A 21,868-nucleotide genomic window follows, 5' to 3' on the forward strand; every position below is an offset into this window, starting at 1 on the left:
GTAGGGTGCAATTACACCGCCAGCAGATTTTTCTCTGCTGGCTTTTTTCATAGCGGTGTGAAATCGTCTACGCTCTTTCGCTACTCTTTTCTGTTTTTTCCAAAGGGATTTCTGCATGAAGTCGCTGTTAACGCGGCAGCGCCGCCCCGATCCGGTCTATCTCGCTTTTATGGCTGTCACCTTTATGGCGGGCGTTGCGGGTGCGCTGCAGGCACCGACCCTCAGCCTGTTTCTGACCCGCGAAGTGCAGGTACGCCCCTTCTGGGTCGGGCTCTTTTTCACCATTAACGCACTCGGCGGCATTGTGATCAGTATGCTGGTAGCAAAGCGCTCCGACACGCGCGGCGACCGGCGCCACCTGATCCTCTTTTGCTGCCTGATGGCTATTCTGAACGCGCTGCTGTTTGCGTTTAACCGTCACTACGCCACGCTGATAAGCCTGGGCGTGCTGCTCTCCGCGCTGGCCAGCGTCGCAATGCCGCAGATATTTGCGCTGGCGCGGGAGTACGCGGACGCATCAGCGCGTGAAGTGGTGATGTTCAGTTCGGTGATGCGGGCGCAGCTGTCGCTGGCGTGGGTCATCGGTCCGCCGCTCTCATTTGCGCTGGCGCTCAATTTCGGTTTCGTCACGCTGTTCGCCGTGGTGGCGGGCATGTTTTTACTGAGTATGTTGCTGATCTGGCGCGGCCTGCCGTCGGTACCGCGCGTGGTGGCGACGCCGGAGCAGCTGCTGCTGCAGGTCAGCCCGTGGAAAGATGCGCAGGTGATGCTGCTGTTTATCGCCTCAGTAATCATGTGGGCGTGCAACACCATGTACTTTATTGATATGCCGCTCTACATGAGCAACACGCTGGGGCTGCCTGAAAAGCTGGCGGGCCTGCTGATGGGAACGGCCGCCGGCCTGGAGATCCCGATTATGCTGCTGGCGGGCTTTTACGCGAAGCGCGTCGGCAAGCGTGCGCTGATGCTGGTGGCGGGCGTGGCAGCAATTCTCTTTTATCTCGGGCTGGTGCTGTTTACCTCAAAAACTGCGCTGATGCTGCTGCAGCTGTTTAACGCCGCTTTTATCGGCATTATCGCCGGTATTGGCATGCTCTGGTTTCAGGATCTGATGCCCGGCCGGGCGGGCGCGGCAACAACGCTGTTTACCACCTCCATCTCCACCGGGCTGATCGTGGCCGGGCTGCTGCAGGGGATCCTGAGCGAGCGCTTCGGGCATGAATCGGTTTATCAGGTGGCGCTGGGCATGTCCGTGCTGGCGCTGCTGCTGGTCGCGCGCGTGCGCGATGTGAAGCCGGCGACGGAGATCGCCGGCGCGTAAAGCGTGCCGCTACCTGACGTAGCGGCGTTTAATCATTATCGCAGGAAAGCGGGCTGCTGCTGCTCGTAGCGCGCGATCGACTCTTCATGCTGCAGCGTCAGGCCGATACTGTCCAGGCCGTTAATCATGCAGTGGCGGCGGAAGCTGTCGATCTCAAACGTATAGATCTTATCGCCTGCCGTGACCGTCTGTGCTTCCAGATCCACCGTAAAGCGCATGCCCGGACTGGCGTCAACCAGCCGGAACAGTGCGTCAACATCCTCTTCGCTCAGTCGCACCGGCAGCAGCTGATTGTTAAAGCTGTTGCCGTAAAAGATATCGGCAAAGCTTGGCGCAATGACGACATGGAAACCGAAGTCGGTCAGCGCCCAGGGGGCGTGCTCACGGGAGGAGCCGCAGCCGAAGTTCTCGCGCGCCAGCAGAATGCTGGCACCGGCAAACTCAGGCTTGTTAAGCACAAAGCTGGCGGTAGGCTGTGTGCCGGCATCATCGTCAAAACGCCAGTCGTGAAACAGGTGGGCACCGAAGCCGGTGCGGGTGACCTTCTGCAGAAACTGCTTTGGAATAATGGCATCGGTATCCACGTTGGCCGCATCCAGTGGCGCGACAATACCGGTGTGCTGCGTAAATTTAGTCGCCATCGCTTAAGCTCCCTGAGTCAGTTCACGAATATCGGCAAAACGGCCGGAGACCGCTGCGGCGGCAGCCATCGCCGGGCTGACCAGGTGCGTACGGCCGCCACGGCCCTGACGGCCTTCAAAGTTGCGGTTGCTGGTCGAGGCGCAGCGCTCGCCCGGATTCAGGCGATCGTTGTTCATGGCAAGACACATAGAGCAGCCCGGCAGACGCCACTCAAAGCCCGCCTCAAGAAAGATTTTATCCAGACCTTCCGCTTCCGCCTGCGCTTTAACCGGACCGGAACCCGGCACGACCATCGCGACTACGCCGGGTGCCACTTTACGCCCTTTGGCAACCGCCGCGGCAGCGCGCAGATCCTCAATGCGTGAGTTAGTGCAGGAGCCAATAAAGACTTTATCGATAGCCACGTCGGTCAGCTTCACGCCCGGCTGCAGGTTCATGTAAGCCAGCGCTTTTTCAGCGGAGGCGCGCTCAACCGGATCGGCAAACGAGGCGGGATCGGGTATCGCCTGATCCACCGCCATCACCTGACCCGGATTGGTGCCCCAGGTGACCTGCGGGGCAATATCGGCGGCGTTCAGCGTCACCACGCTGTCAAACGCTGCGTCCGGATCTGACTTCAGCGTGCGCCAGTAGGCCACGGCCTGCTCCCAGTCGTCGCCTTTCGGCGCAAACTGCTTATCTTTCAGGTAGGCGAACGTGGTGTCATCCGGCGCCACCAGACCCGCTTTCGCGCCCATCTCAATCGCCATATTGCACAGCGTCATGCGGCCTTCCATGCTCAGCGCTTCAATCGCCGGGCCGCAGAACTCCACCACATAGCCAGTGCCGCCGGCGCTGCCGGTTTTACCGATGATCGCCAGCACGATATCTTTCGCCGTAATGCCCGGCGCAGCGGCGCCCGACACATTGATTTTCATGGTTTTCGCCCGACCCTGCTTCAGCGTCTGAGTGGCAAACACATGCTCAACTTCCGAAGTGCCGATACCAAACGCCAGTGAACCAAAGGCGCCGTGCGTGGCGGTATGTGAGTCGCCGCAGACGATGGTCATACCTGGCAGGGTCATGCCCTGTTCCGGCCCGATCACGTGAACGATGCCCTGGAAGGGATGGTTCAGGTCGTAGAGCTGAATGCCGAACTCATCGCAGTTCTTCATCAGTTCCTGCATCTGAATCCGCGCCATTTCACCCGACGCATTGATATCTTTCGTCTGGGTTGAAACGTTGTGATCCATGGTGGCAAAGGTTTTTTCCGGCTGACGCACTTTACGGCCGTGCGCGCGCAGGCCGTCGAACGCCTGCGGGGAGGTCACTTCGTGGATCAGGTGACGGTCAATATAGAGCAGCGGCGTTTCATCGGGCGCTTCGTGAACGACATGTGCGTCAAATAACTTCTGGTATAAGCTTTTCATTTTTATTTTTCTCCGGCAATGAAGCCCGCGATGAGGCTACCCATTTCATCCGTACTGACAGCAGGGCCGTCGCCCGCCAGATCGCGGGTGCGATGGCCCGCTTCCAGCGCCTGGCTGACCGCCTGTTCGATAGCATTCGCCGCGTCGGCGGCGTTCAGGCTGAAGCGCAGCAGCATCGACAGCGACAGGATCTGGGCAATCGGGTTAGCGATATTTTGTCCGGCGATATCCGGCGCAGAGCCGCCAGCGGGTTCAAACAGGCCAAAACCCTCTTCGTTCAGGCTGGCTGACGGCAGCATGCCCATCGACCCGGTGATCATGGCGCACTCATCAGAGAGAATGTCGCCAAACAGGTTGGAGCAGAGCAGGACATCAAACTGCGACGGATCTTTGATCAGCTGCATGGTGGCATTGTCGATATACATATGCGCCAGCTGCACGTCAGGATACGCTTTTGCCACTTCATTCACGATTTCGCGCCACATCACCGAACTCTGCAGCACGTTAGCTTTGTCGATGGAGGTGACATGACCCCGGCGCTTGCGTGCGGCTTCAAAGGCGTTACGTGCAATGCGCTCAATCTCAAAGCGGTGGTAAACCTCGGTATCGAATGCCCGCTCGTGTGCACCGCTGCCTTCGCGTCCTTTTGGCTGGCCAAAGTAGATGCCGCCGGTGAGCTCACGTACGCAGAGAATATCAAAACCGCGCGCCGCGATATCGCTGCGCAGCGGGCAAAATGCTTCAAGACCTTTATAGAGCGCGGCAGGGCGCAGATTGCTGAACAGTCTGAAATGCTTGCGCAGCGGCAGCAGCGCCCCGCGCTCCGGCTGGCCAGCCGGCGGCAGATGCTCCCACTTCGGGCCGCCAACGGAGCCAAACAGAATCGCGTCTGCCTGCTCAGCCCCGGCTACGGTCGCAGGCGGCAGTGGTTCACCGTGACGATCGATGGCGATACCGCCAACATCATATTCGCTGGTGGTGATACGCATGCCAAAGCGGGTGCGAACCGCGTCGAGCACTTTCATCGCCTGCGCCATCACTTCCGGGCCGATTCCGTCGCCAGGCATGACCGCAATATGATATGAGTGAGTCATAGTTACACCGTTTCCTTCTGTTCTTTAAATTTACGCTGCAGTTCTTTTTCGACCTGTCGGGCTCGCCAGATGTTGTTCAGTGCGTTGATCATCGCTTTGGCAGAGGATTCAACGATATCGGTAGCGAGACCTACGCCGTGGAACTTGCGTCCGTTGTAGTTCACTACGATATCCACCTGGCCCAGGGCATTTTCGCCGTGACCTTTCGCCGTCAGCTTGTAGTTCACCAGCTCGGCGTCAAAGCCGGTAATGCGGTTGATCGCCTGATAGACCGCGTCAACCGGACCGTTGCCGGTGGCCGCATCCGCTTTGGTCTCTTCACCATAGCCGAGCTGGACTGAAGCGGTTGCCGTGACGCTGGAGCCGGTCTGCACGTTGAATTCGTTGAGCTGGAAAAATTCCGGCTCTTCATGTTGTTTGTTGATAAAGGCGAGCGCTTCCAGATCGTAGTCAAACACCTGACCTTTCTTATCGGCCAGCTTCAGGAAGGCGTCATACAGCGCGTCGAGGTTGTAGTCAGCCTCTTTATAGCCCATCTCTTCCATACGATGTTTTACCGCCGCGCGTCCGGAGCGGGAGGTGAGGTTCAGCTGAATTTTGTGCAGGCCGATCGATTCAGGCGTCAGAATTTCGTAGTTTTCACGGTTTTTCAGCACGCCATCCTGATGAATGCCGGAGGAGTGCGCAAACGCATTTGAGCCGACCACCGCTTTGTTCGCCGGAATTGGCATGTTGCAGATCTGGCTGACAATCTGGCTGGTGCGGTAGATCTCCTGGTGGTTGATAGCGGTGTGAACGTTCATGATCTGCTGGCGGGTTTTGATCGCCATGATCACCTCTTCCAGCGCGCAGTTACCGGCGCGCTCGCCCAGACCATTCAGCGTGCCTTCAACCTGACGCGCGCCCGCCAGTACCGCAGCAATAGCGTTGCCGGTTGCCATCCCTAAATCATCATGGGTGTGCACTGACAGAATCGCTTTGTCGATGTTAGGCACGCGGTTAACCAGCTGCCCGATAATATTGGCGTATTCGCCAGGCAGGGTATAGCCAACGGTATCGGGAATATTAATGGTGGTAGCACCGGCGCTGATGGCGGCTTCAACCATGCGGCAGAGATCGTCAATCGGCGTGCGCCCGCCATCTTCACAGGAGAACTCCACATCATCGGTGTAGTTACGTGCGCGTTTTACCATGTGCACCGCGCGCTCAATCACTTCCGGCAGCGTGCTGCGCAGCTTGGTTGCAATATGCATCGGTGAGGTAGCGATAAAGGTGTGAATACGGAACGCATCGGCGACGCGCAGTGATTCGTAAGCGGCATCAATATCTTTCTCGACACAGCGCGCCAGCCCGCAGACGCGGCTGTTTTTAATCGTACGGGCAATGGTCTGTACCGATTCAAAGTCACCGGGTGAAGAGACCGGGAAACCCACTTCCATTACGTCCACGCCCATTCTTTCCAGCGCCAGGGCGATCTGCAATTTTTCTTTAACACTCAGGCTGGCCTGTAACGCCTGTTCGCCGTCGCGCAGAGTGGTATCGAAAATAATAACTTGCTGGCTCATGGTTATCTTCCTTTTGCATTAACTTCGCCGGTGCAACGAGCATAAAAAAACCCGCGCAGTGGCGCGGGTTTTTAACTTTCAGCGGGTTGGAATCAGTTGTTGATTTCGCCCACGAGTCTACCGCGCAAACTGGATGCGTTTAGTAGTAGACCGAGTAGGCGGAAAGAACGAAACATGAATCAGACCCCATAAAATGTGTGCTGTACATATTGGTACTGGATTGGCGATGTGATGTCAACCCTGAACCAGCGGCTATTTTTCTTACGCCAAAAGCGCGATCTGCTGGAAATATTGACGCCTGTGGAGGATCGCGAAAAAAATAGCGTGCTGCATCGCAGGGGCAGATGTAATGTACGCTATCATAAAGCGATTATTTTGATTAACTTGTTGATTTTATTGTTGTATTTTAATGTATGCGGCAGATGAAAATACAAATCTCAGGCTGCAAGGCAGAATAATATAATGCCTCTGGCAATTTTTGACGTTAATCACACGGCAAAGAAAGAAGTTAAAAACATTGTGGGCTGATGCAACAGGCGATAACAAAAATATATTTCTTACAACTCGCTGAAAATAATCTTCAGACCAGCATATTCCTCTGAATTTATGCCTGCCGATTAGTTTATTCATCGCACCCTGACCCGACACGTCAGAGGCTTGCGTGTCAGAGAACGCATGTCGCAGGCCCTGGCAGTTTGCAGCCCGCAGGCTCTGCGGTTATGGTAATCGTCCTACTCTCAAAAGAATTCATTCAGGTAGATTCCCGATATCTGGAAGGCGGAAATGAATTCCTTCTTCTGAGCATAAACATAAGATTTTGATCTTAATTGGCGATAAGGGAACAGATGCGACACCGTGCGCTGGACAGCGCTGCCCGTCGCGGCTGTTTCTGACGCCTGGAGGCAGAAAATGGAGATGTTGTCAGGAGCCGAAATGGTCGTCCGTTCGTTGATCGATCAGGGCGTAAAACAGGTATTCGGTTATCCGGGCGGAGCAGTGCTCGATATCTATGATGCGCTGCAGACGGTCGGTGGAATTGACCATGTACTGGTGCGTCACGAACAGGGCGCAGTGCATATGGCAGATGGTCTGGCACGGGCAACCGGCGAAGTTGGCGTGGTGCTGGTGACGTCTGGACCGGGGGCGACGAATGCCATCACCGGTATCGCAACCGCCTATATGGATTCGATTCCGCTGGTCATCCTGTCAGGCCAGGTGCCCTCATCGCTGATTGGCTATGATGCGTTTCAGGAGTGTGACATGGTCGGTATCTCCCGGCCGGTGGTCAAACACAGCTTTCTGGTAAAAAGCACGGAAGAGATCCCCACTGTACTGAAAAAAGCGTTCTGGCTGGCGGCCAGCGGACGCCCTGGCCCGGTCGTGATCGATCTGCCTAAAGATATCCTTAATCCGGCGAACAAGCTGCCGTATGCCTGGCCGGAAAGCGTCAGCATGCGCTCTTATAATCCGACCCTGCAGGGCCATAAAGGTCAGATCAAGCGTGCACTGCAGACGCTGCTGGCTGCGCATAAACCGGTAATCTATGCCGGTGGCGGGGCGATCACGTCAGGATGCGAAGCGGAACTGCGCCAGCTGGCTGAGCAGCTTAACATCCCGGTAACCACCTCGCTGATGGGGCTGGGTGCGTTTCCTGGCACGCACCGTCAGTGCGTCGGCATGCTGGGCATGCACGGCACGTATGAAGCCAACATGACGATGCACAACGCCGATTTGATCTTCGGCATCGGCGTCCGCTTTGACGATCGCACCACCAACAATCTGGCAAAATATTGCCCGAATGCCACCATCATGCACATTGATGTTGATCCGACGTCTATTTCAAAAACGGTCAGCGCAGATATTCCGATCGTTGGCGATGCAAAACAGACGCTGGTGCAGATGCTGGAGCTGCTGGCGCAGAGCGACACGCAGCAGCAGCACGACAGCCTGCGCGACTGGTGGCAGAACATTGAAACCTGGCGCAGCCGTAAGTGTCTGGAGTTCGATCGCAGCAGCGATAAGATCAAACCGCAGGCGGTGATAGAGACAATCGCGCGTCTGACGGGCGGCGAGGCTTACGTGACCTCTGATGTCGGACAGCACCAGATGTTTGCTGCACTCTATTACCCGTTTGACAAGCCGCGTCGCTGGATCAACTCCGGTGGCCTTGGCACCATGGGCTTTGGCCTGCCGGCTGCGCTGGGCGTGAAGATGGCGCTGCCGGAAGAGACGGTAATCTGTGTCACCGGCGATGGCAGCATCCAGATGAACATTCAGGAGCTATCGACAGCGCTGCAGTACGATCTGCCTGTGCTGGTGCTCAATCTGAACAACCGTTTCCTCGGCATGGTGAAACAGTGGCAGGATATGATCTATTCCGGACGCCATTCACAATCCTATATGGAGTCGCTGCCCGATTTTGTCCGCCTGGCTGAGGCGTATGGCCATGTCGGCATCGCTATCCAGCATCCGGCCGAGCTGGAAGAGAAGCTGCAGCTGGCGCTGGATACGCTGGCAAAAGGGCGACTGGTGTTTGTGGATGTCACCGTTGATGGCAGCGAGCACGTCTATCCGATGCAGATTCGGGGCGGCTCAATGGATGAAATGTGGTTGAGCAAGACGGAGAGGACTTAATTATGCGTCGTATTCTATCGGTGCTGCTGGAGAATGAGTCGGGCGCGTTATCCCGCGTGGTCGGACTTTTCTCCCAGCGCGGTTATAACATTGAGAGCCTGACCGTTGCGCCCACCGACGATCCTACTCTGTCGCGCATGACCATTCAGACCGTGGGCGATGAAAAAGTGATTGAGCAGATTGAGAAGCAGCTGCATAAGCTGGTGGATGTACTGCGCGTCACTGAACTGGGGCAGGGCGCTTACGTTGAGCGTGAGATCATGCTGGTCAAAATTCAGGCCAGCGGCTATGGCCGTGAAGAAGTGAAACGCAGCGCGGAGATTTTTCGCGGACAGATTGTTGATGTCACACCGACGCTTTACACGGTTCAGCTGGCAGGCACCAGCGACAAGCTGGATGCGTTTCTCAACAGCGTACGCGAAGTAGCAGAGATTGTTGAGGTGGCACGTTCAGGTATCGTTGGCGTATCACGCGGCGAGCGCATCATGCGTTAATCCCGCTCTGTTATCACTGCACTTTACTCTAACCCGGCGTAATGCCGGGTTTTTTTATTTTATGCGCCAGCTTTGTTTGCTGATGAAAAGCGGTTGCTCAGGCCGGTTTTCTGCGGTTAGATGTAACAAAGATTTTATCCACAGCTACGTTGCGGATATCTCCGCCAGCTCTGGCTTATCGACATGAAGGTGTTATCGTGAAACTGGATGAAATTGCGCGTCTGGCCGGCGTCTCGCGTACCACCGCCAGCTATGTGATCAATGGTAAAGCGCGGCAGTATCGTGTCAGCGACAAAACGGTTGAGAAAGTGATGGCGGTGGTACGCGAGTATAACTACCACCCCAATGCGGTCGCTGCCGGCCTGCGTGCAGGGCGCACGCGCTCTATCGGACTGGTGATCCCCGATCTCGAAAACACCAGCTATACGCGTATTGCTAATTATCTGGAGCGTCAGGCGCGCCAGCGCGGCTATCAGCTGCTTATCGCCTGTTCAGAAGATCAGCCTGATAACGAGATGCGCTGTATCGAGCATCTGCTGCAGCGTCAGGTCGATGCAATCATCGTCTCCACTTCGCTGCCGCCGGAGCACCCGTTCTACCAGCGCTGGATAAACGATCCGCTGCCGATTGTCGCGCTGGATCGCGCGCTGGATCGTGAGCACTTTACCAGCGTTGTCGGTGCCGATCAGGATGATGCGCGCGCGCTGGCGGCTGAATTGCGTCAGCTCCCGGTGAAAAACGTACTGTTTATGGGCGCGCTACCGGAGCTTTCCGTGAGTTTTCTGCGTGAAATGGGCTTCCGCGAAGCCTGGCAGGATGATGAGCGTTCAGTCAGTTACCTCTACTGCAACAGTTTTGATCGCGCGGCCGCCGCTGCCCTGTTTGAGCGTTATCTGGACGAAAATCCCATGCCTGATGCGCTTTTTACCACATCATTTGGTCTGCTGCAGGGCGTAATGGATGTCACGCTGAAACGAGAAGGGCGGCTGCCAAAAGATCTGGCGATCGCCACGTTTGGCGATCACGAATTACTCGATTTCCTTGATTGTCCGGTACTGGCGGTGGGACAGCGTCATCGCGACGTTGCAGAGCGGGTTCTGGAACTGGTGCTGGCGTCTCTTGATGAGCCGCGCAAACCCAAACCCGGATTAACGCGCATTCGCCGTAACTTATTTCATCGTGGCCAGTTAAGCCGCCTGACAAAATGAGTTAGCGGACGCGATGATACCCGCCATTTATTCACTATCTGGCGGGCAATTAATTATCTGACGTAAAAAAGCGTAAATAACAGCCATTAATTTTCACAAAACAGCGAGCAATTTAATCCTGCTGGATAAAAGTTAGTCATTTTTAATCCCTGCCACCAAGCGCTTGCGCTGGGCTTCCGTTCAGAAATCCCCTAAAATGCCGCCGCTGTCGCATAACCCTGCGCTGCTGTACTTAAGCCAAATCTGAATCAAATTTAATCATGTCTGAAGTAAGCAGATATTTTTATACTGTTATTCATCGGTTTAATTTTGCTTTGCCATTCCGCACGCTTTTTTATTTCGCTTTCCGCTTATTTTTCCGGGATGTAAAGAGTGATATTCACCTGCCGTTGCGGCTTGACAATGTTTTCATCGGCTCCGTAAACTCGTTTCGTGGTAAAAAGTGGGATAAAGTGGTGAAAACGGTAGCTGAGGAGTCAGGCTGGCATGTTCCGCGGGGCAACGTTAGTCAATCTCGACAGTAAAGGGCGGTTAGCGGTTCCGGTGCGCTATCGCGAATTACTGCTCGCAGAGTCTCAGGGTCAGATGGTCTCTACTATCGACCTGCATCAGCCCTGCCTGCTGCTTTATACCCTGCCCGAATGGGAAATTATTGAGAAAAAACTGGCTCGCTTATCCAGTATGAATCCGGCAGAGCGACGCGTACAGCGTCTGCTGCTCGGACATGCCAGCGAATGCCAGATGGATAGTGCAGGCCGGCTGCTGCTGGCAAATACCTTAAGGCAGCATGCGGGACTGAAAAAAGAAGTGATGCTGGTTGGGCAGTTCAACAAGTTTGAATTGTGGGATGAACAGACCTGGTATCAACAAGTCAGGGATGATATTGACGCAGAACATTCAGCTCAGGAACCTCTATCTGAGCGGTTGCAGGACTTATCGCTATAGCTATGCAGGAAAATTTTAAACATACCACGGTGCTGCTGGATGAGGCGGTAAACGGCCTTAATATCAGGGAAGACGGCATTTACATTGACGGCACCTTTGGTCGCGGTGGCCACTCACGCCTGATCCTTTCGCAGCTTGGCGAAAATGGACAGCTGCTGGCCATCGATCGCGATCCGCAGGCAATTGCGGCCGCCGCTGAGATTAACGATCCGCGCTTTTCTATTGTGCACGGTCCTTTCTCAGCGCTGGCAGACTATGTCGACGCGCGCGGGCTGACCGGGAAAATCAGTGGCGTCCTGCTGGATCTGGGCGTCTCCTCACCGCAGCTGGACGACGCCGAGCGCGGCTTTTCGTTTATGCGCGACGGGCCGCTGGACATGCGCATGGATCCCACGCGGGGTCACTCTGCCGCTGAATGGCTGCTGCAGGCAGAAGAAGCTGATATCGCCTTTGTGCTGAAAACATACGGCGAAGAGCGTTTCGCGAAGCGCATTGCACGCGCCATTACAGAGCGCAATCGGGAGCAGCCGATGACGCGCACAAAAGAGCTGGCTGAAGTCATTGCCGCCGCGACGCCGGTAAAAGATAAATTTAAGCACCCGGCAACGCGCAGCTTTCAGGCTATTCGTATCTGGATCAACAGTGAGCTGGAAGAGATTGATACCGCACTCAAAGGCGCGCTTTCTGTTCTGGCTCCGGGTGGCCGTTTATCCATCATCAGCTTCCACTCTCTTGAAGATCGCCTGGTGAAGCGTTTTATGCGCGATCAAAGCCGTGGTCCGCAGGTTCCGGCGGGAATTCCGATGACGGAAAGCCAGCTGAAAGCGCTGGGCGGACGCGAGCTGAAAACGCTGGGCAAGCTCATTCCGGGCGAAGCAGAGGTGCGGGAAAACCCGCGCGCGCGCAGCTCGGTGCTGCGTATTGCTGAAAGGACCGCGCCATGATTGGCAATGAGCGGCACAGTCTCCCCGGCGTCATCGGCGGAGACCTGCTGCGCTTTGGCAAGATCCCGGTGTTGTTGCTGATTGCCGTACTGGTCTCTTCGGTACTGGTCGTGACCACAACGCACAAAACGCGCCTGCTAACGGCGCAGCGTGAACAGCTGGTGCTGGAGCGCGATGCGCTGGATATCGAATGGCGCAACCTGATTCTGGAAGAGAACGCGCTTGGCGATCACAGCCGGGTAGAGCGGATCGCAACCGATAAGCTGCAGCTGCGGCACGTTGATCCTTCTCAGGAAAATATTGTGGTGCAGAAATAAGGAATCGCAGACCTCAATGAGCGGCGCAGGCAAAACGCTGAAGTTAAAAAAACAGGAAGATAAGGCCAGCTTTGTAAGCTGGCGTTTTGCTTTGCTGTGCGGCTGTATTTTACTCGCGCTGGGCGGGCTGCTGTCGCGCGTCGCCTGGCTGCAGGTGATCAAGCCCGATCGGCTGGTTAAAGAGGGCGATCTGCGCTCGCTGCGCGTGCAGGAGGTGCCGACGGCACGCGGCATGATCAGCGACCGCGCCGGGCGTCCGCTGGCGGTCAGCGTACCGGTTAATGCTATCTGGGCCGATCCCAAAGAGCTGATTGGTCACGGCGGCGTCACCCTTGATAGCCGCTGGAAAGCGCTCTCAGATGCGCTGTCGATCCCGCTGGATCAGCTGGCCGCGCGCATCAACGCCAACCCCAAAGGACGCTTTATCTATCTGGCGCGTCAGGTTAATCCGGCCATTGGCGACTATGTGAAAAAACTGAAGCTGCCGGGTATTTATCTGCGCCAGGAGTCGCGCCGCTACTATCCGGCCGGTCAGGTCACCGCGCATCTGATTGGTTTCACCAACATTGACGGACAGGGCATCGAAGGGATTGAGAAAAGCTTCGACAAATGGCTGACGGGCGCGCCAGGCGAGCGTACGGTGCGTAAAGATCGCTTCGGGCGCGTCATTGAAGATATCTCGTCGGTCGACAGCCGTGCCGCACACAATCTGACGCTGAGTATTGATGAGCGGCTGCAGGCGCTGGTCTATCGCGAGCTCAATAATGCGGTCGCCTTTAACAAAGCAGAGTCGGGCACGGCGGTGCTGGTTGATGTCAGCACGGGCGAAGTCCTGGCAATGGCAAACAGCCCTGCCTACAACCCGAATAACCTCAGCAATACGCCAAAAGATGTCATGCGTAACCGCGCCATCACCGACATTTTTGAGCCGGGCTCAACGGTGAAGCCCATGGTGGTGATGACTGCGCTGCAGCGTGGGGTGGTGAAAGAGAACAGTGTACTGAACACCGTGCCATACCGCGTAAACGGTCATGAGATCAAAGATGTGGCGCGCTATAACGAACTGACCCTGACCGGGGTCTTACAGAAGTCGAGTAACGTCGGGGTTTCACGTCTGGCGTTAGCGATGCCCTCCTCAGCGCTAGTAGATACTTACGCGCGCTTTGGACTGGGTAAACCGACCAATTTGGGGCTGGTCGGGGAAAGCAGTGGCTTATACCCTCAAAAACAACGGTGGTCTGACATAGAGAGGGCCACCTTCTCTTTCGGCTACGGGCTAATGGTAACGCCGTTACAGTTAGCGCGAGTCTACGCAACGATTGGCAGCTACGGTATCAATCGTCCTCTCTCCATTACCAAAGTGGATCCGCCGGTTGCAGGTGAGCGCGTCTTTCCGGAGAACCTGGTCAGAACGGTAATGCATATGATGGAGAGCGTGGCACTGCCTGGCGGCGGTGGGGTAAAAGCCGCTATCAAAGGATATCGCATTGCGATTAAAACCGGCACCGCGAAAAAGGTCGGTCCCGATGGCCGCTACGTCAATAAGTATATCGCCTACACCGCCGGTGTGGCACCAGCCAGCCAGCCGCGTTTTGCGCTGGTCGTGGTGATTAACGATCCGCAGGCCGGTAAATATTATGGCGGTGCAGTCTCTGCGCCGGTGTTTGGCGCCATCATGGGCGGCGTATTGCGCACCATGAATATTGAGCCGGACGCACTGCCTGTCGTGGATAAAAACGAATTAGTGAAGAACAGAAGTGAGGCATCAAGTGACAGATCGTAACCTGCGCGATTTACTGGCCCCCTGGGTGGCCGGCGCGCCGGCGCGTCCCCTTCGTGACATGACGCTGGACAGCCGCGCGGCGGCGGCCGGCGATCTGTTTATCGCCGTAGCGGGCCATCATGCTGATGGCCGGCGCTTTATCCCGCAGGCCATTGCGCAGGGCGTTGCCGCCGTGATTGCCGAAGCGGAAGGCGAGGCCAGTGACGGCGATATCCGTGAACTGCACGGCGTGCCGGTGATCTATCTGGCGCAGCTGCCGCAGCGCCTCTCCGCGCTGGCGGGACGCTTTTATCAGCAGCCGGGCAGCAAGCTGAAGCTGGCAGGCGTTACCGGGACGAATGGCAAGACCACCACCACCCAGCTGATTGCACAGTGGGCTAACCTGCTGGGCGAAACGGGCGCGGTGATGGGTACCGTGGGTAACGGCCTGTATGGCCAGCTGCTGCCAGCAGAGAACACCACCGGCTCGGCCGTTGAGGTTCAGCATATCCTGCACGACTTAGTGGGGCAGGGCGCCACCCTGGCAGCGATGGAGGTCTCGTCGCATGGCCTGGTACAGCACCGCGTGGCGGCATTGCCGTTTGCTGCGGCGGTATTTACCAATCTGAGCCGCGACCATCTCGACTACCACGGTGACATGCAAAGCTATGAGTCAGCCAAGTGGCTGCTCTTTTCTGAACATCAGATCGGTGACGCAATCATCAACGCTGATGATGAGACCGGCTATCGCTGGCTGCAGCAGCTGCCCGATGCGGTCGCGGTAACCATGGCAAACAACCTGCCATCCGGCTGGCACGGGCGCTGGCTCCATGCCACTGAAGTCGCGTATCACGACGGTGGCGCACGCGTGCGCTTCAGCTCCAGCTGGGGAGATGGCTCTTTTGACAGCCGCCTGATGGGCGCCTTTAACGTCAGCAATCTGCTGCTGGCGCTGGCTACGCTGCTGACGATGGACTATCCGCTGGAGAGTTTAGTGGCAACCGCTGCAGACCTGCAGCCGGTATGCGGACGCATGGAAGTCTTCAGTGCAGCGGGCAAAGCCACCGTTGTGGTGGATTACGCGCACACCCCGGATGCGCTGGAGAAAGCGCTGGAAGCGGCGCGCCTTCACTGTAAGGGCCAGCTCTGGTGCGTATTCGGCTGCGGCGGCGACCGCGACAAAGGCAAACGTCCGCTGATGGGGGCGATTGCTGAACAGTTTGCTGACGTGGTGGTGATCACCGATGACAATCCGCGCAGCGAAGATCCCGCCGCGATTGTGGACGATATTCTGACCGGACTGCTCGATCCGGGTCGCGCACGCGTCGTGCCTGGCCGGGCGCAGGCGGTGACCAGCGCCGTGATGCAGGCAAAAGCTGAAGATATCGTGCTGGTCGCCGGCAAGGGACATGAAGATTATCAGATTATCGGCAATCGTCGTCTCGATTACTCGGACCGCGACACCGTCGCCCGACTGCTGGGAGTAATGGCATGATCCCGATTACGCTGCAAACGCTGGCTGACATCAGCGGCGGTACGCTGCACGGCAGCGATGCGACCCTGCATGAAGTCACGACCGATACCCGTAAAGTCACCGCAGGCTGCCTGTTTGTGGCGCTGGTGGGTGAGCGTTTTGACGCGCACGACTTTGCTGAGCAGGCGATGAACAGCGGGGCGCAGGCGCTGCTGGTGAGCCGGCAGTTACCGGTTGCGCTGCCGCAGGTGGTGGTGGCGGATACGCGCATTGCGTTCGGCCAGCTTGGTGCCTGGGTACGTCAGCAGTCGACCGCGCGCGTCGTGGCGCTGACCGGCTCATCGGGTAAAACCTCAGTGAAAGAGATGACGGCGGCAATTTTACGCCAGTGTGGCGAAACGCTCTACACCGCCGGTAACCTGAATAACGACTACGGCGTGCCGATGACGCTGCTGCGTCTGACCGCGGCACATCAGTATGCGGTTATCGAACTTGGCGCTAACCATCAGGGCGAAATCGCCTACACCACGGCGCTGGTACAGCCGGAGACCGCGCTGGTCAACAATCTCGCAGCGGCGCATCTCGAAGGTTTTGGATCACTGGCAGGCGTGGCGAAAGCCAAAGGCGAAATCTTTGCCGGTTTACCGCTGCACGGCACGGCGATTGTAAATGCCGACAGTCACGATCTCGCTAACTGGCAGCCCTATTTTGCCGGCAGAACGCTGTGGCACTTTTCGCCGCAGCCGCTGACTGATGCGGAGTTTCGCGCCAGCGATATCGTACTGCGGCCTGACGTGACCTGCTTTACGCTGCACACGCCGCGCGGAGATATCGCTATCGAGCTGCCGCTGCCGGGCCGCCATAATATTGCCAACGCGCTGGCCGCCGCAGCACTGGCCCTGTCGGTCGACGCACCGCTGACCGCCATCCAGTCTGGCCTGAAAATGCTGCAGCCGGTGCCGGGACGTCTCTTCCCGGTGCGTCTCTCGGCGACACAGTTGCTGCTGGATGACAGTTATAACGCAAACGTGGGTTCGATGACGGCCGCCGCGCAGGTGCTGGGTGAGATGCCCGGCTTCCGCGTTATGGTGGTAGGCGATATGGGCGAGCTGGGCGAGGAAGCGGAAGCGTGCCACCGTCAGGTGGGCGCCGCAGCACAGGCTGCCGGCGTGGATGCCGTGCTCAGCACCGGTCAGCTCAGCCACTTTATCAGCGACAGCAGCGGCAGAGGCCAGCATTTTGCCAGCAAAGCCGCGCTGATCGCCCATCTGCAGGCGCTGCTCGCGCAGCATCCTGAGATCACTATTTTAGTTAAAGGTTCACGTAGTGCCGCCATGGAGCAGGTAGTACAGGGACTGAAGGAGAAAGGAACATGCTAGTCTGGCTGGCCGAACATCTGGTCGCATTTTATTCCGGTTTTAACGTCTTTTCCTATCTGACGTTTCGCGCCATTGTCAGCCTGCTGACCGCTCTGTTTATCTCATTATGGATGGGACCGCGCCTGATCGCCTGGCTGCAGAAGCTGCAGATTGGCCAGGTGGTACGTAATGATGGCCCGGAGTCGCACTTTAGCAAACGCGGCACGCCGACCATGGGCGGCATCATGATCCTGACATCAATCACCATCTCCGTACTGATGTGGGCTTACCCTTCCAATCCCTATGTCTGGTGTGTACTGGTGGTACTGCTCGGCTTTGGCGCCATTGGCTTTGTTGACGATTACCGTAAAGTGGTGCGCAAAGATACCAAAGGGCTTATCGCGCGCTGGAAATATTTCTGGATGTCGGTGATCTCACTCGGCGTGGCATTTGCGCTGTTTGTGGCTGGCAAAGATACGCCTGCCACGCAGCTGGTGGTGCCCTTCTTTAAAGATGTGATGCCGCAGCTGGGTCTGTTTTATGTGGTGCTGGCCTACTTTGTCATTGTGGGCACCGGCAACGCCGTGAACCTTACCGATGGTCTTGATGGCCTGGCAATTATGCCAACGGTGTTTGTCGCTGCCGGTTTTGCGCTGGTCGCCTGGGCAACCGGCAACGTGAAGTTTGCTGAATATCTGCATATCCCCTATCTGCGTCACGCGGGTGAGCTGGTTATTGTCTGCACCGCGATTGTCGGGGCCGGGCTCGGGTTCCTGTGGTTTAACACCTATCCGGCACAGGTTTTCATGGGTGACGTCGGGTCACTGGCGCTGGGCGGCGCGCTGGGCACGCTGGCGGTGCTGCTGCGTCAGGAGTTTCTGCTGGTGATTATGGGTGGCGTATTTGTGGTTGAAACGCTGTCGGTGATCCTGCAGGTCGGCTCCTTTAAACTGCGCGGCCAGCGTATTTTCCGCATGGCGCCTATTCATCACCACTATGAACTCAAGGGCTGGCCGGAACCGCGCGTTATCGTGCGCTTCTGGATTATTTCGCTGATGCTGGTGCTGATTGGCCTGGCTACGCTGAAGGTGCGTTAATCATGGCTGACTATCGGGGCAGAAACGTTGTCATTATCGGGCTGGGTATTACCGGCCTCTCCTGTGTCGATTTCTTCCTGGGGCAGGGCGTTACGCCACGCGTCATGGATACCCGTCTCTCACCGCCAGGCCTGGATAAGCTGCCGGAGCAGGTAGCGTGTCATACCGGCAGTATCAACAGCGACTGGCTACTGGCCGCCGATCTGATTGTCGCCAGCCCCGGCATTGCGCTGGCGCACCCGGCGCTGAGCGAAGCAGCGGACGCTGGTATTGAGATCGTGGGGGATATTGAGCTTTTCTGCCGCGAAGCGCAGGCGCCGGTTGTGGCCATCACCGGCTCCAACGGTAAAAGCACGGTCACTACGCTGGTGGGCGAAATGGCCCGCGCAGCAGGCTGGGCGGTGGGCGTGGGTGGCAACATCGGCTTGCCGGCGCTGACGCTGCTGAAATCGCCTGCTCAGCTCTATGTACTGGAGCTTTCCAGCTTTCAGCTGGAAACCACACACAGTCTGAAAGCAGCAGCTGCCACGATCCTCAACGTGACGGAAGATCATATGGATCGCTATCCGCTGGGCATGCAGCAGTATCGCGCCGCCAAGTTACGTATTTATGAAAACGCGGCGATTTGTGTCGTTAATGCCGATGATGGCATGACTATGCCAGTGCGCGGCGCCGATCGGCGCTGTATCAGCTTTGGTGTCGACCTGGGCGATTATCATCTGACCCGGCAGCAGGGCAGTACCTGGCTGCGCGCCCAGGGTGAAAAGATCCTGAACACCGCTGAGATGAAGCTGGTGGGGCAGCACAACTACACTAACGCGCTGGCTGCGCTGGCGCTGGCAGATGCAGTGGCTATCCCGCGCGCGTCGAGCCTGAAAGCGCTGACGATCTATAGCGGTCTGCCGCACCGCTTCCAGCTAGTACATGAAGCGCGCGGAGTGCGCTGGGTCAACGATTCCAAAGCCACCAACGTTGGCAGTACCGAAGCGGCGCTGCAGGGATTACAGGTAGCGGGCACGCTCTGGCTGTTGCTCGGCGGCGACGGCAAAGGCGCGGATTTCTCACCGCTGGCGCGTTATCTGCAGGGCGATAATATCCGCCTGTTCTGTTATGGCCGCGATGGCGATGCGCTGGCCGCGCTGCGGCCAGAGGTCGCGACACGTACCGAAACGCTGCAGCAGGCGGTCGCACAGATTGCAACGGCGGCTCAGTCTGGTGACATGGTGCTGCTTTCTCCCGCCTGTGCCAGTCTCGATCAGTTTCGTAATTTTGAGCAGCGCGGCGATCTCTTCGCGCAACTGGCGAAGGAGTCTGGCTGATGCGTATACCCGGAACCGCTATTGCCAGTTTCCTGTCCGTGCGTCTGCGCGACTGGGTTATGGGCGCACGCGATGGCGACGACGCACCGGTGGTGCTTTACGATCGCACGCTCTTATGGCTGACGTTTGGTCTGGCTATTATCGGGTTTGTGATGGTGACGTCCGCCTCCATGCCGGTAGGACAGCGTCTGAACGACGATCCCTTCTATTTTGCCAAGCGCGACGCGTTTTACATCCTGCTGGCTCTCGGTATGGCGCTGGTCACCCTGCGTATTCCGATGGATTTCTGGCAGCGCTACAGCAACGCCATGCTGGTGGCGTCCGTGCTGATGCTGCTGATTGTGCTGGTCGTGGGCAGCTCGGTGAACGGGGCATCGCGCTGGATTGCGCTGGGGCCGCTGCGTATCCAGCCGGCGGAACTCTCAAAGCTCTCGCTGTTCTGCTATCTCGCCAGCTATCTGGTGCGCAAAGTGGAAGAGGTGCGTAACAACTTCTGGGGATTCTGTAAGCCGATGGGCGTTATGGTGATCCTCGCCGTACTGCTGCTGGCGCAGCCGGACCTCGGGACGGTGGTTGTGCTGTTTGTGACCACGCTGGCGATGCTGTTTCTCGCGGGAGCCAAACTGTGGCAATTCCTTGCGATCATCGGCTCCGGTATCTTTGCCGTGGTGCTGCTGATTATCGCCGAACCCTATCGTATGCGCCGCGTCACCTCGTTCTGGAATCCGTGGGAAGATCCGTTTGGCAGCGGCTATCAGCTGACGCAGTCGCTGATGGCGTTTGGCCGCGGTGAATTCTGGGGACAGGGGCTGGGTAACTCAGTGCAAAAGCTGGAGTATCTGCCGGAGGCGCACACCGATTTTATCTTCTCGATAATCGGTGAGGAGCTCGGTTATGTCGGTGTGGTTTTAGCCCTGTTAATGGTATTCTTCGTCGCTTTTCGCGCGATGTCGATTGGCCGTCGCGCCCTTGAGCTGGACCAGCGTTTTTCCGGCTTTCTCGCCTGCTCAATTGGCGTCTGGTTTAGCTTCCAGGCACTGGTTAACGTCGGCGCGGCAGCCGGTATGCTGCCGACAAAAGGCCTGACGCTGCCGCTGATCAGCTACGGGGGATCGAGCCTGATTATTATGTCGACCGCCATCGTATTTTTACTGCGTATCGATTATGAAACGCGCCTGGCGAAAGCGCAGGCGTTTACCCGAGGTGCCCGATGAGTAGCAAACGGCTGATGGTCATGGCTGGCGGAACCGGCGGACATGTGTTTCCCGGTCTGGCAGTGGCACATCATCTGATGGAGCAGGGCTGGCAGGTACGCTGGCTGGGAACGGCTGACCGGATGGAAGCGGATCTGGTGCCGAAACACGGTATTGAGATCGACTTCATCCGCATCAGCGGACTGCGCGGCAAAGGGATCAAAGCGCTGCTGCTGGCCCCGGTACGTATTTTCAACGCCTGGCGTCAGGCGCGCCGCATCATGAAACAGTGGCAGCCCGACGTGGTACTGGGCATGGGCGGCTATGTCTCCGGGCCGGGTGGTCTGGCGGCATGGAGCTGCGGTATCCCGGTCGTGCTCCACGAACAGAACGGTATCGCCGGACTCACCAATAAGTGGCTGGCAAAAATTGCCACCAAAGTGATGCAGGCGTTTCCCGGGGCGTTCCCTGCAGCCGATATTGTCGGCAACCCGGTGCGCACCGATGTGCTGGCGCTGCCGTCGCCGGCTGAACGCCTGCGCGATCGCAGCGGTCCGCTGCGGGTGCTGGTCGTTGGCGGCAGTCAGGGCGCCCGGATCCTGAACCAGACGCTGCCTCAGGTCGCCGCCGAACTGGGCGACGCCATTACCCTCTGGCATCAGACCGGCAGAGGCGGCCAGGCGATAGTGCAGCAGGCGTACCAGGCTGCAGGTCAGCCGCAGCATAAGGTCACAGAATTTATTGACGATATGGCCGCTGCCTACGCCTGGGCGGACGTAGTGGTATGTCGCTCAGGTGCGCTGACGGTGAGCGAAATTGCTGCGGCAGGTCTGCCGGCTATTTTCGTGCCGTTTCAGCATAAAGATCGCCAGCAATACTGGAATGCGCTGCCGCTGGAAAACGCGGGCGCGGCCAGAATTTTTGAGCAGCCGCAGTTTACTGCGGAAGGGGTGGCGGAGACGCTGCGCCAGTGGGACCGCGCGACGCTGCTGACCATGGCTGAACAGGCCCGTCAGGTTGCGATCCCGGATGCCACCGAACGCGTTGCCCGTGAAGTGGCGCGCGCTGCAAAGTAAATTTTCGGGCCTGATG

At 57.5% G+C, this 21,868-nt stretch carries 18 protein-coding genes; 14 read left to right on the plus strand and 4 right to left on the minus strand.

Annotation, left to right across the window (positions count from 1 at the left end; translation table 11 throughout):
• The first annotated feature begins 115 nt into the window (after nucleotides 1–115).
• A complete protein-coding gene (locus F3J39_RS15160; RefSeq protein WP_104085544.1) occupies nucleotides 116–1,321 on the plus strand; it encodes an MFS transporter in 1,206 nt (401 codons plus the stop codon).
• 35 nt (nucleotides 1,322–1,356) lie between these two features.
• Here the strand turns inward: F3J39_RS15160 and leuD are convergent, their stop codons facing one another.
• The 4 genes from leuD to leuA are packed head-to-tail and all read right to left on the minus strand — an operon-like array spanning nucleotide 1,357 to nucleotide 6,031.
• Nucleotides 1,357–1,962 carry a 3-isopropylmalate dehydratase small subunit gene (gene leuD, locus F3J39_RS15165; protein WP_104085543.1) on the minus strand — a complete coding sequence of 202 codons (606 nt, stop codon included), beginning with the start codon at nucleotides 1,960–1,962 and terminating at the stop codon, nucleotides 1,357–1,359.
• A 3-nt stretch (nucleotides 1,963–1,965) separates the two neighbouring features.
• On the minus strand, nucleotides 1,966–3,372 hold the full coding sequence (leuC, locus tag F3J39_RS15170; protein ID WP_039382549.1) for a 3-isopropylmalate dehydratase large subunit: 1,407 nt from the start codon (nucleotides 3,370–3,372) through the stop codon (nucleotides 1,966–1,968).
• Between the two features lie 2 nt (nucleotides 3,373–3,374).
• Complete coding sequence (leuB, locus tag F3J39_RS15175) at nucleotides 3,375–4,466, minus strand: 3-isopropylmalate dehydrogenase (RefSeq protein ID WP_039382550.1); 1,092 nt, start codon at nucleotides 4,464–4,466, stop codon at nucleotides 3,375–3,377.
• A gap of 2 nt (nucleotides 4,467–4,468) precedes the next feature.
• Nucleotides 4,469–6,031: a 2-isopropylmalate synthase gene (gene leuA, locus F3J39_RS15180; RefSeq protein WP_039382552.1), complete on the minus strand. Its 1,563-nt coding sequence runs from the start codon at nucleotides 6,029–6,031 to the stop codon at nucleotides 4,469–4,471.
• A 909-nt stretch (nucleotides 6,032–6,940) separates the two neighbouring features.
• On the opposite strand from leuA, the gene ilvI reads away from it, so the two are divergent.
• The 13 genes from ilvI to murG all read left to right on the plus strand — a co-directional run bounded on the left by ilvI (nucleotide 6,941) and on the right by murG (nucleotide 21,852).
• Entirely contained in the window at nucleotides 6,941–8,665 is a 1,725-nt protein-coding gene (ilvI, locus tag F3J39_RS15190) for an acetolactate synthase 3 large subunit (protein WP_039382556.1), read from the plus strand.
• A gap of 2 nt (nucleotides 8,666–8,667) precedes the next feature.
• A complete protein-coding gene (gene ilvN, locus F3J39_RS15195; protein WP_039382558.1) occupies nucleotides 8,668–9,159 on the plus strand; it encodes an acetolactate synthase small subunit in 492 nt (163 codons plus the stop codon).
• A gap of 197 nt (nucleotides 9,160–9,356) precedes the next feature.
• Nucleotides 9,357–10,367: a catabolite repressor/activator gene (gene cra / locus F3J39_RS15200; protein ID WP_039382560.1), complete on the plus strand. Its 1,011-nt coding sequence runs from the start codon at nucleotides 9,357–9,359 to the stop codon at nucleotides 10,365–10,367.
• Nucleotides 10,368–10,853: 486 nt separating this feature from the next.
• Nucleotides 10,854–11,312, plus strand: a complete 459-nt coding sequence (gene mraZ, locus F3J39_RS15205; protein WP_039382563.1) for a division/cell wall cluster transcriptional repressor MraZ — start codon at nucleotides 10,854–10,856, stop codon at nucleotides 11,310–11,312.
• A gap of 2 nt (nucleotides 11,313–11,314) precedes the next feature.
• Nucleotides 11,315–12,256, plus strand: a complete 942-nt coding sequence (rsmH, locus tag F3J39_RS15210) for a 16S rRNA (cytosine(1402)-N(4))-methyltransferase RsmH (protein ID WP_039382565.1) — start codon at nucleotides 11,315–11,317, stop codon at nucleotides 12,254–12,256.
• Nucleotides 12,253–12,573: a cell division protein FtsL gene (gene ftsL, locus F3J39_RS15215; protein ID WP_039382567.1), complete on the plus strand. Its 321-nt coding sequence runs from the start codon at nucleotides 12,253–12,255 to the stop codon at nucleotides 12,571–12,573. The genes rsmH and ftsL overlap by 4 nt, the downstream gene beginning before the upstream one ends.
• Nucleotides 12,574–12,589: 16 nt before the next feature.
• Nucleotides 12,590–14,356: a peptidoglycan glycosyltransferase FtsI gene (locus F3J39_RS15220; RefSeq protein ID WP_039382568.1), complete on the plus strand. Its 1,767-nt coding sequence runs from the start codon at nucleotides 12,590–12,592 to the stop codon at nucleotides 14,354–14,356.
• Nucleotides 14,343–15,830, plus strand: coding sequence for a UDP-N-acetylmuramoyl-L-alanyl-D-glutamate--2,6-diaminopimelate ligase (gene murE / locus F3J39_RS15225; RefSeq protein WP_039382570.1), 1,488 nt, complete (start codon nucleotides 14,343–14,345; stop codon nucleotides 15,828–15,830). The genes F3J39_RS15220 and murE overlap by 14 nt, the downstream gene beginning before the upstream one ends.
• Nucleotides 15,827–17,188, plus strand: coding sequence for a UDP-N-acetylmuramoyl-tripeptide--D-alanyl-D-alanine ligase (gene murF / locus F3J39_RS15230; RefSeq protein ID WP_039382572.1), 1,362 nt, complete (start codon nucleotides 15,827–15,829; stop codon nucleotides 17,186–17,188). The genes murE and murF overlap by 4 nt, the downstream gene beginning before the upstream one ends.
• Nucleotides 17,182–18,264, plus strand: a complete 1,083-nt coding sequence (gene mraY, locus F3J39_RS15235) for a phospho-N-acetylmuramoyl-pentapeptide-transferase (RefSeq protein WP_039382574.1) — start codon at nucleotides 17,182–17,184, stop codon at nucleotides 18,262–18,264. Before murF ends, mraY begins: the two co-directional genes overlap by 7 nt.
• 2 nt (nucleotides 18,265–18,266) lie before the next feature.
• Nucleotides 18,267–19,583 (plus strand): UDP-N-acetylmuramoyl-L-alanine--D-glutamate ligase, encoded by a 1,317-nt coding sequence (gene murD / locus F3J39_RS15240; protein WP_166714354.1) that lies wholly within the window; start codon nucleotides 18,267–18,269, stop codon nucleotides 19,581–19,583.
• Nucleotides 19,583–20,797 carry a cell division protein FtsW gene (ftsW, locus tag F3J39_RS15245; protein WP_039382578.1) on the plus strand — a complete coding sequence of 405 codons (1,215 nt, stop codon included), beginning with the start codon at nucleotides 19,583–19,585 and terminating at the stop codon, nucleotides 20,795–20,797. Before murD ends, ftsW begins: the two co-directional genes overlap by 1 nt.
• Entirely contained in the window at nucleotides 20,794–21,852 is a 1,059-nt protein-coding gene (murG, locus tag F3J39_RS15250) for an undecaprenyldiphospho-muramoylpentapeptide beta-N-acetylglucosaminyltransferase (RefSeq protein ID WP_039382580.1), read from the plus strand. Before ftsW ends, murG begins: the two co-directional genes overlap by 4 nt.
• Nucleotides 21,853–21,868: the final 16 nt, after the last annotated feature.

It is taken from the genome of Pantoea sp. Acro-807 (assembly GCF_011752675.1).
Classification (GTDB): domain Bacteria; phylum Pseudomonadota; class Gammaproteobacteria; order Enterobacterales; family Enterobacteriaceae; genus Pantoea; species Pantoea eucrina.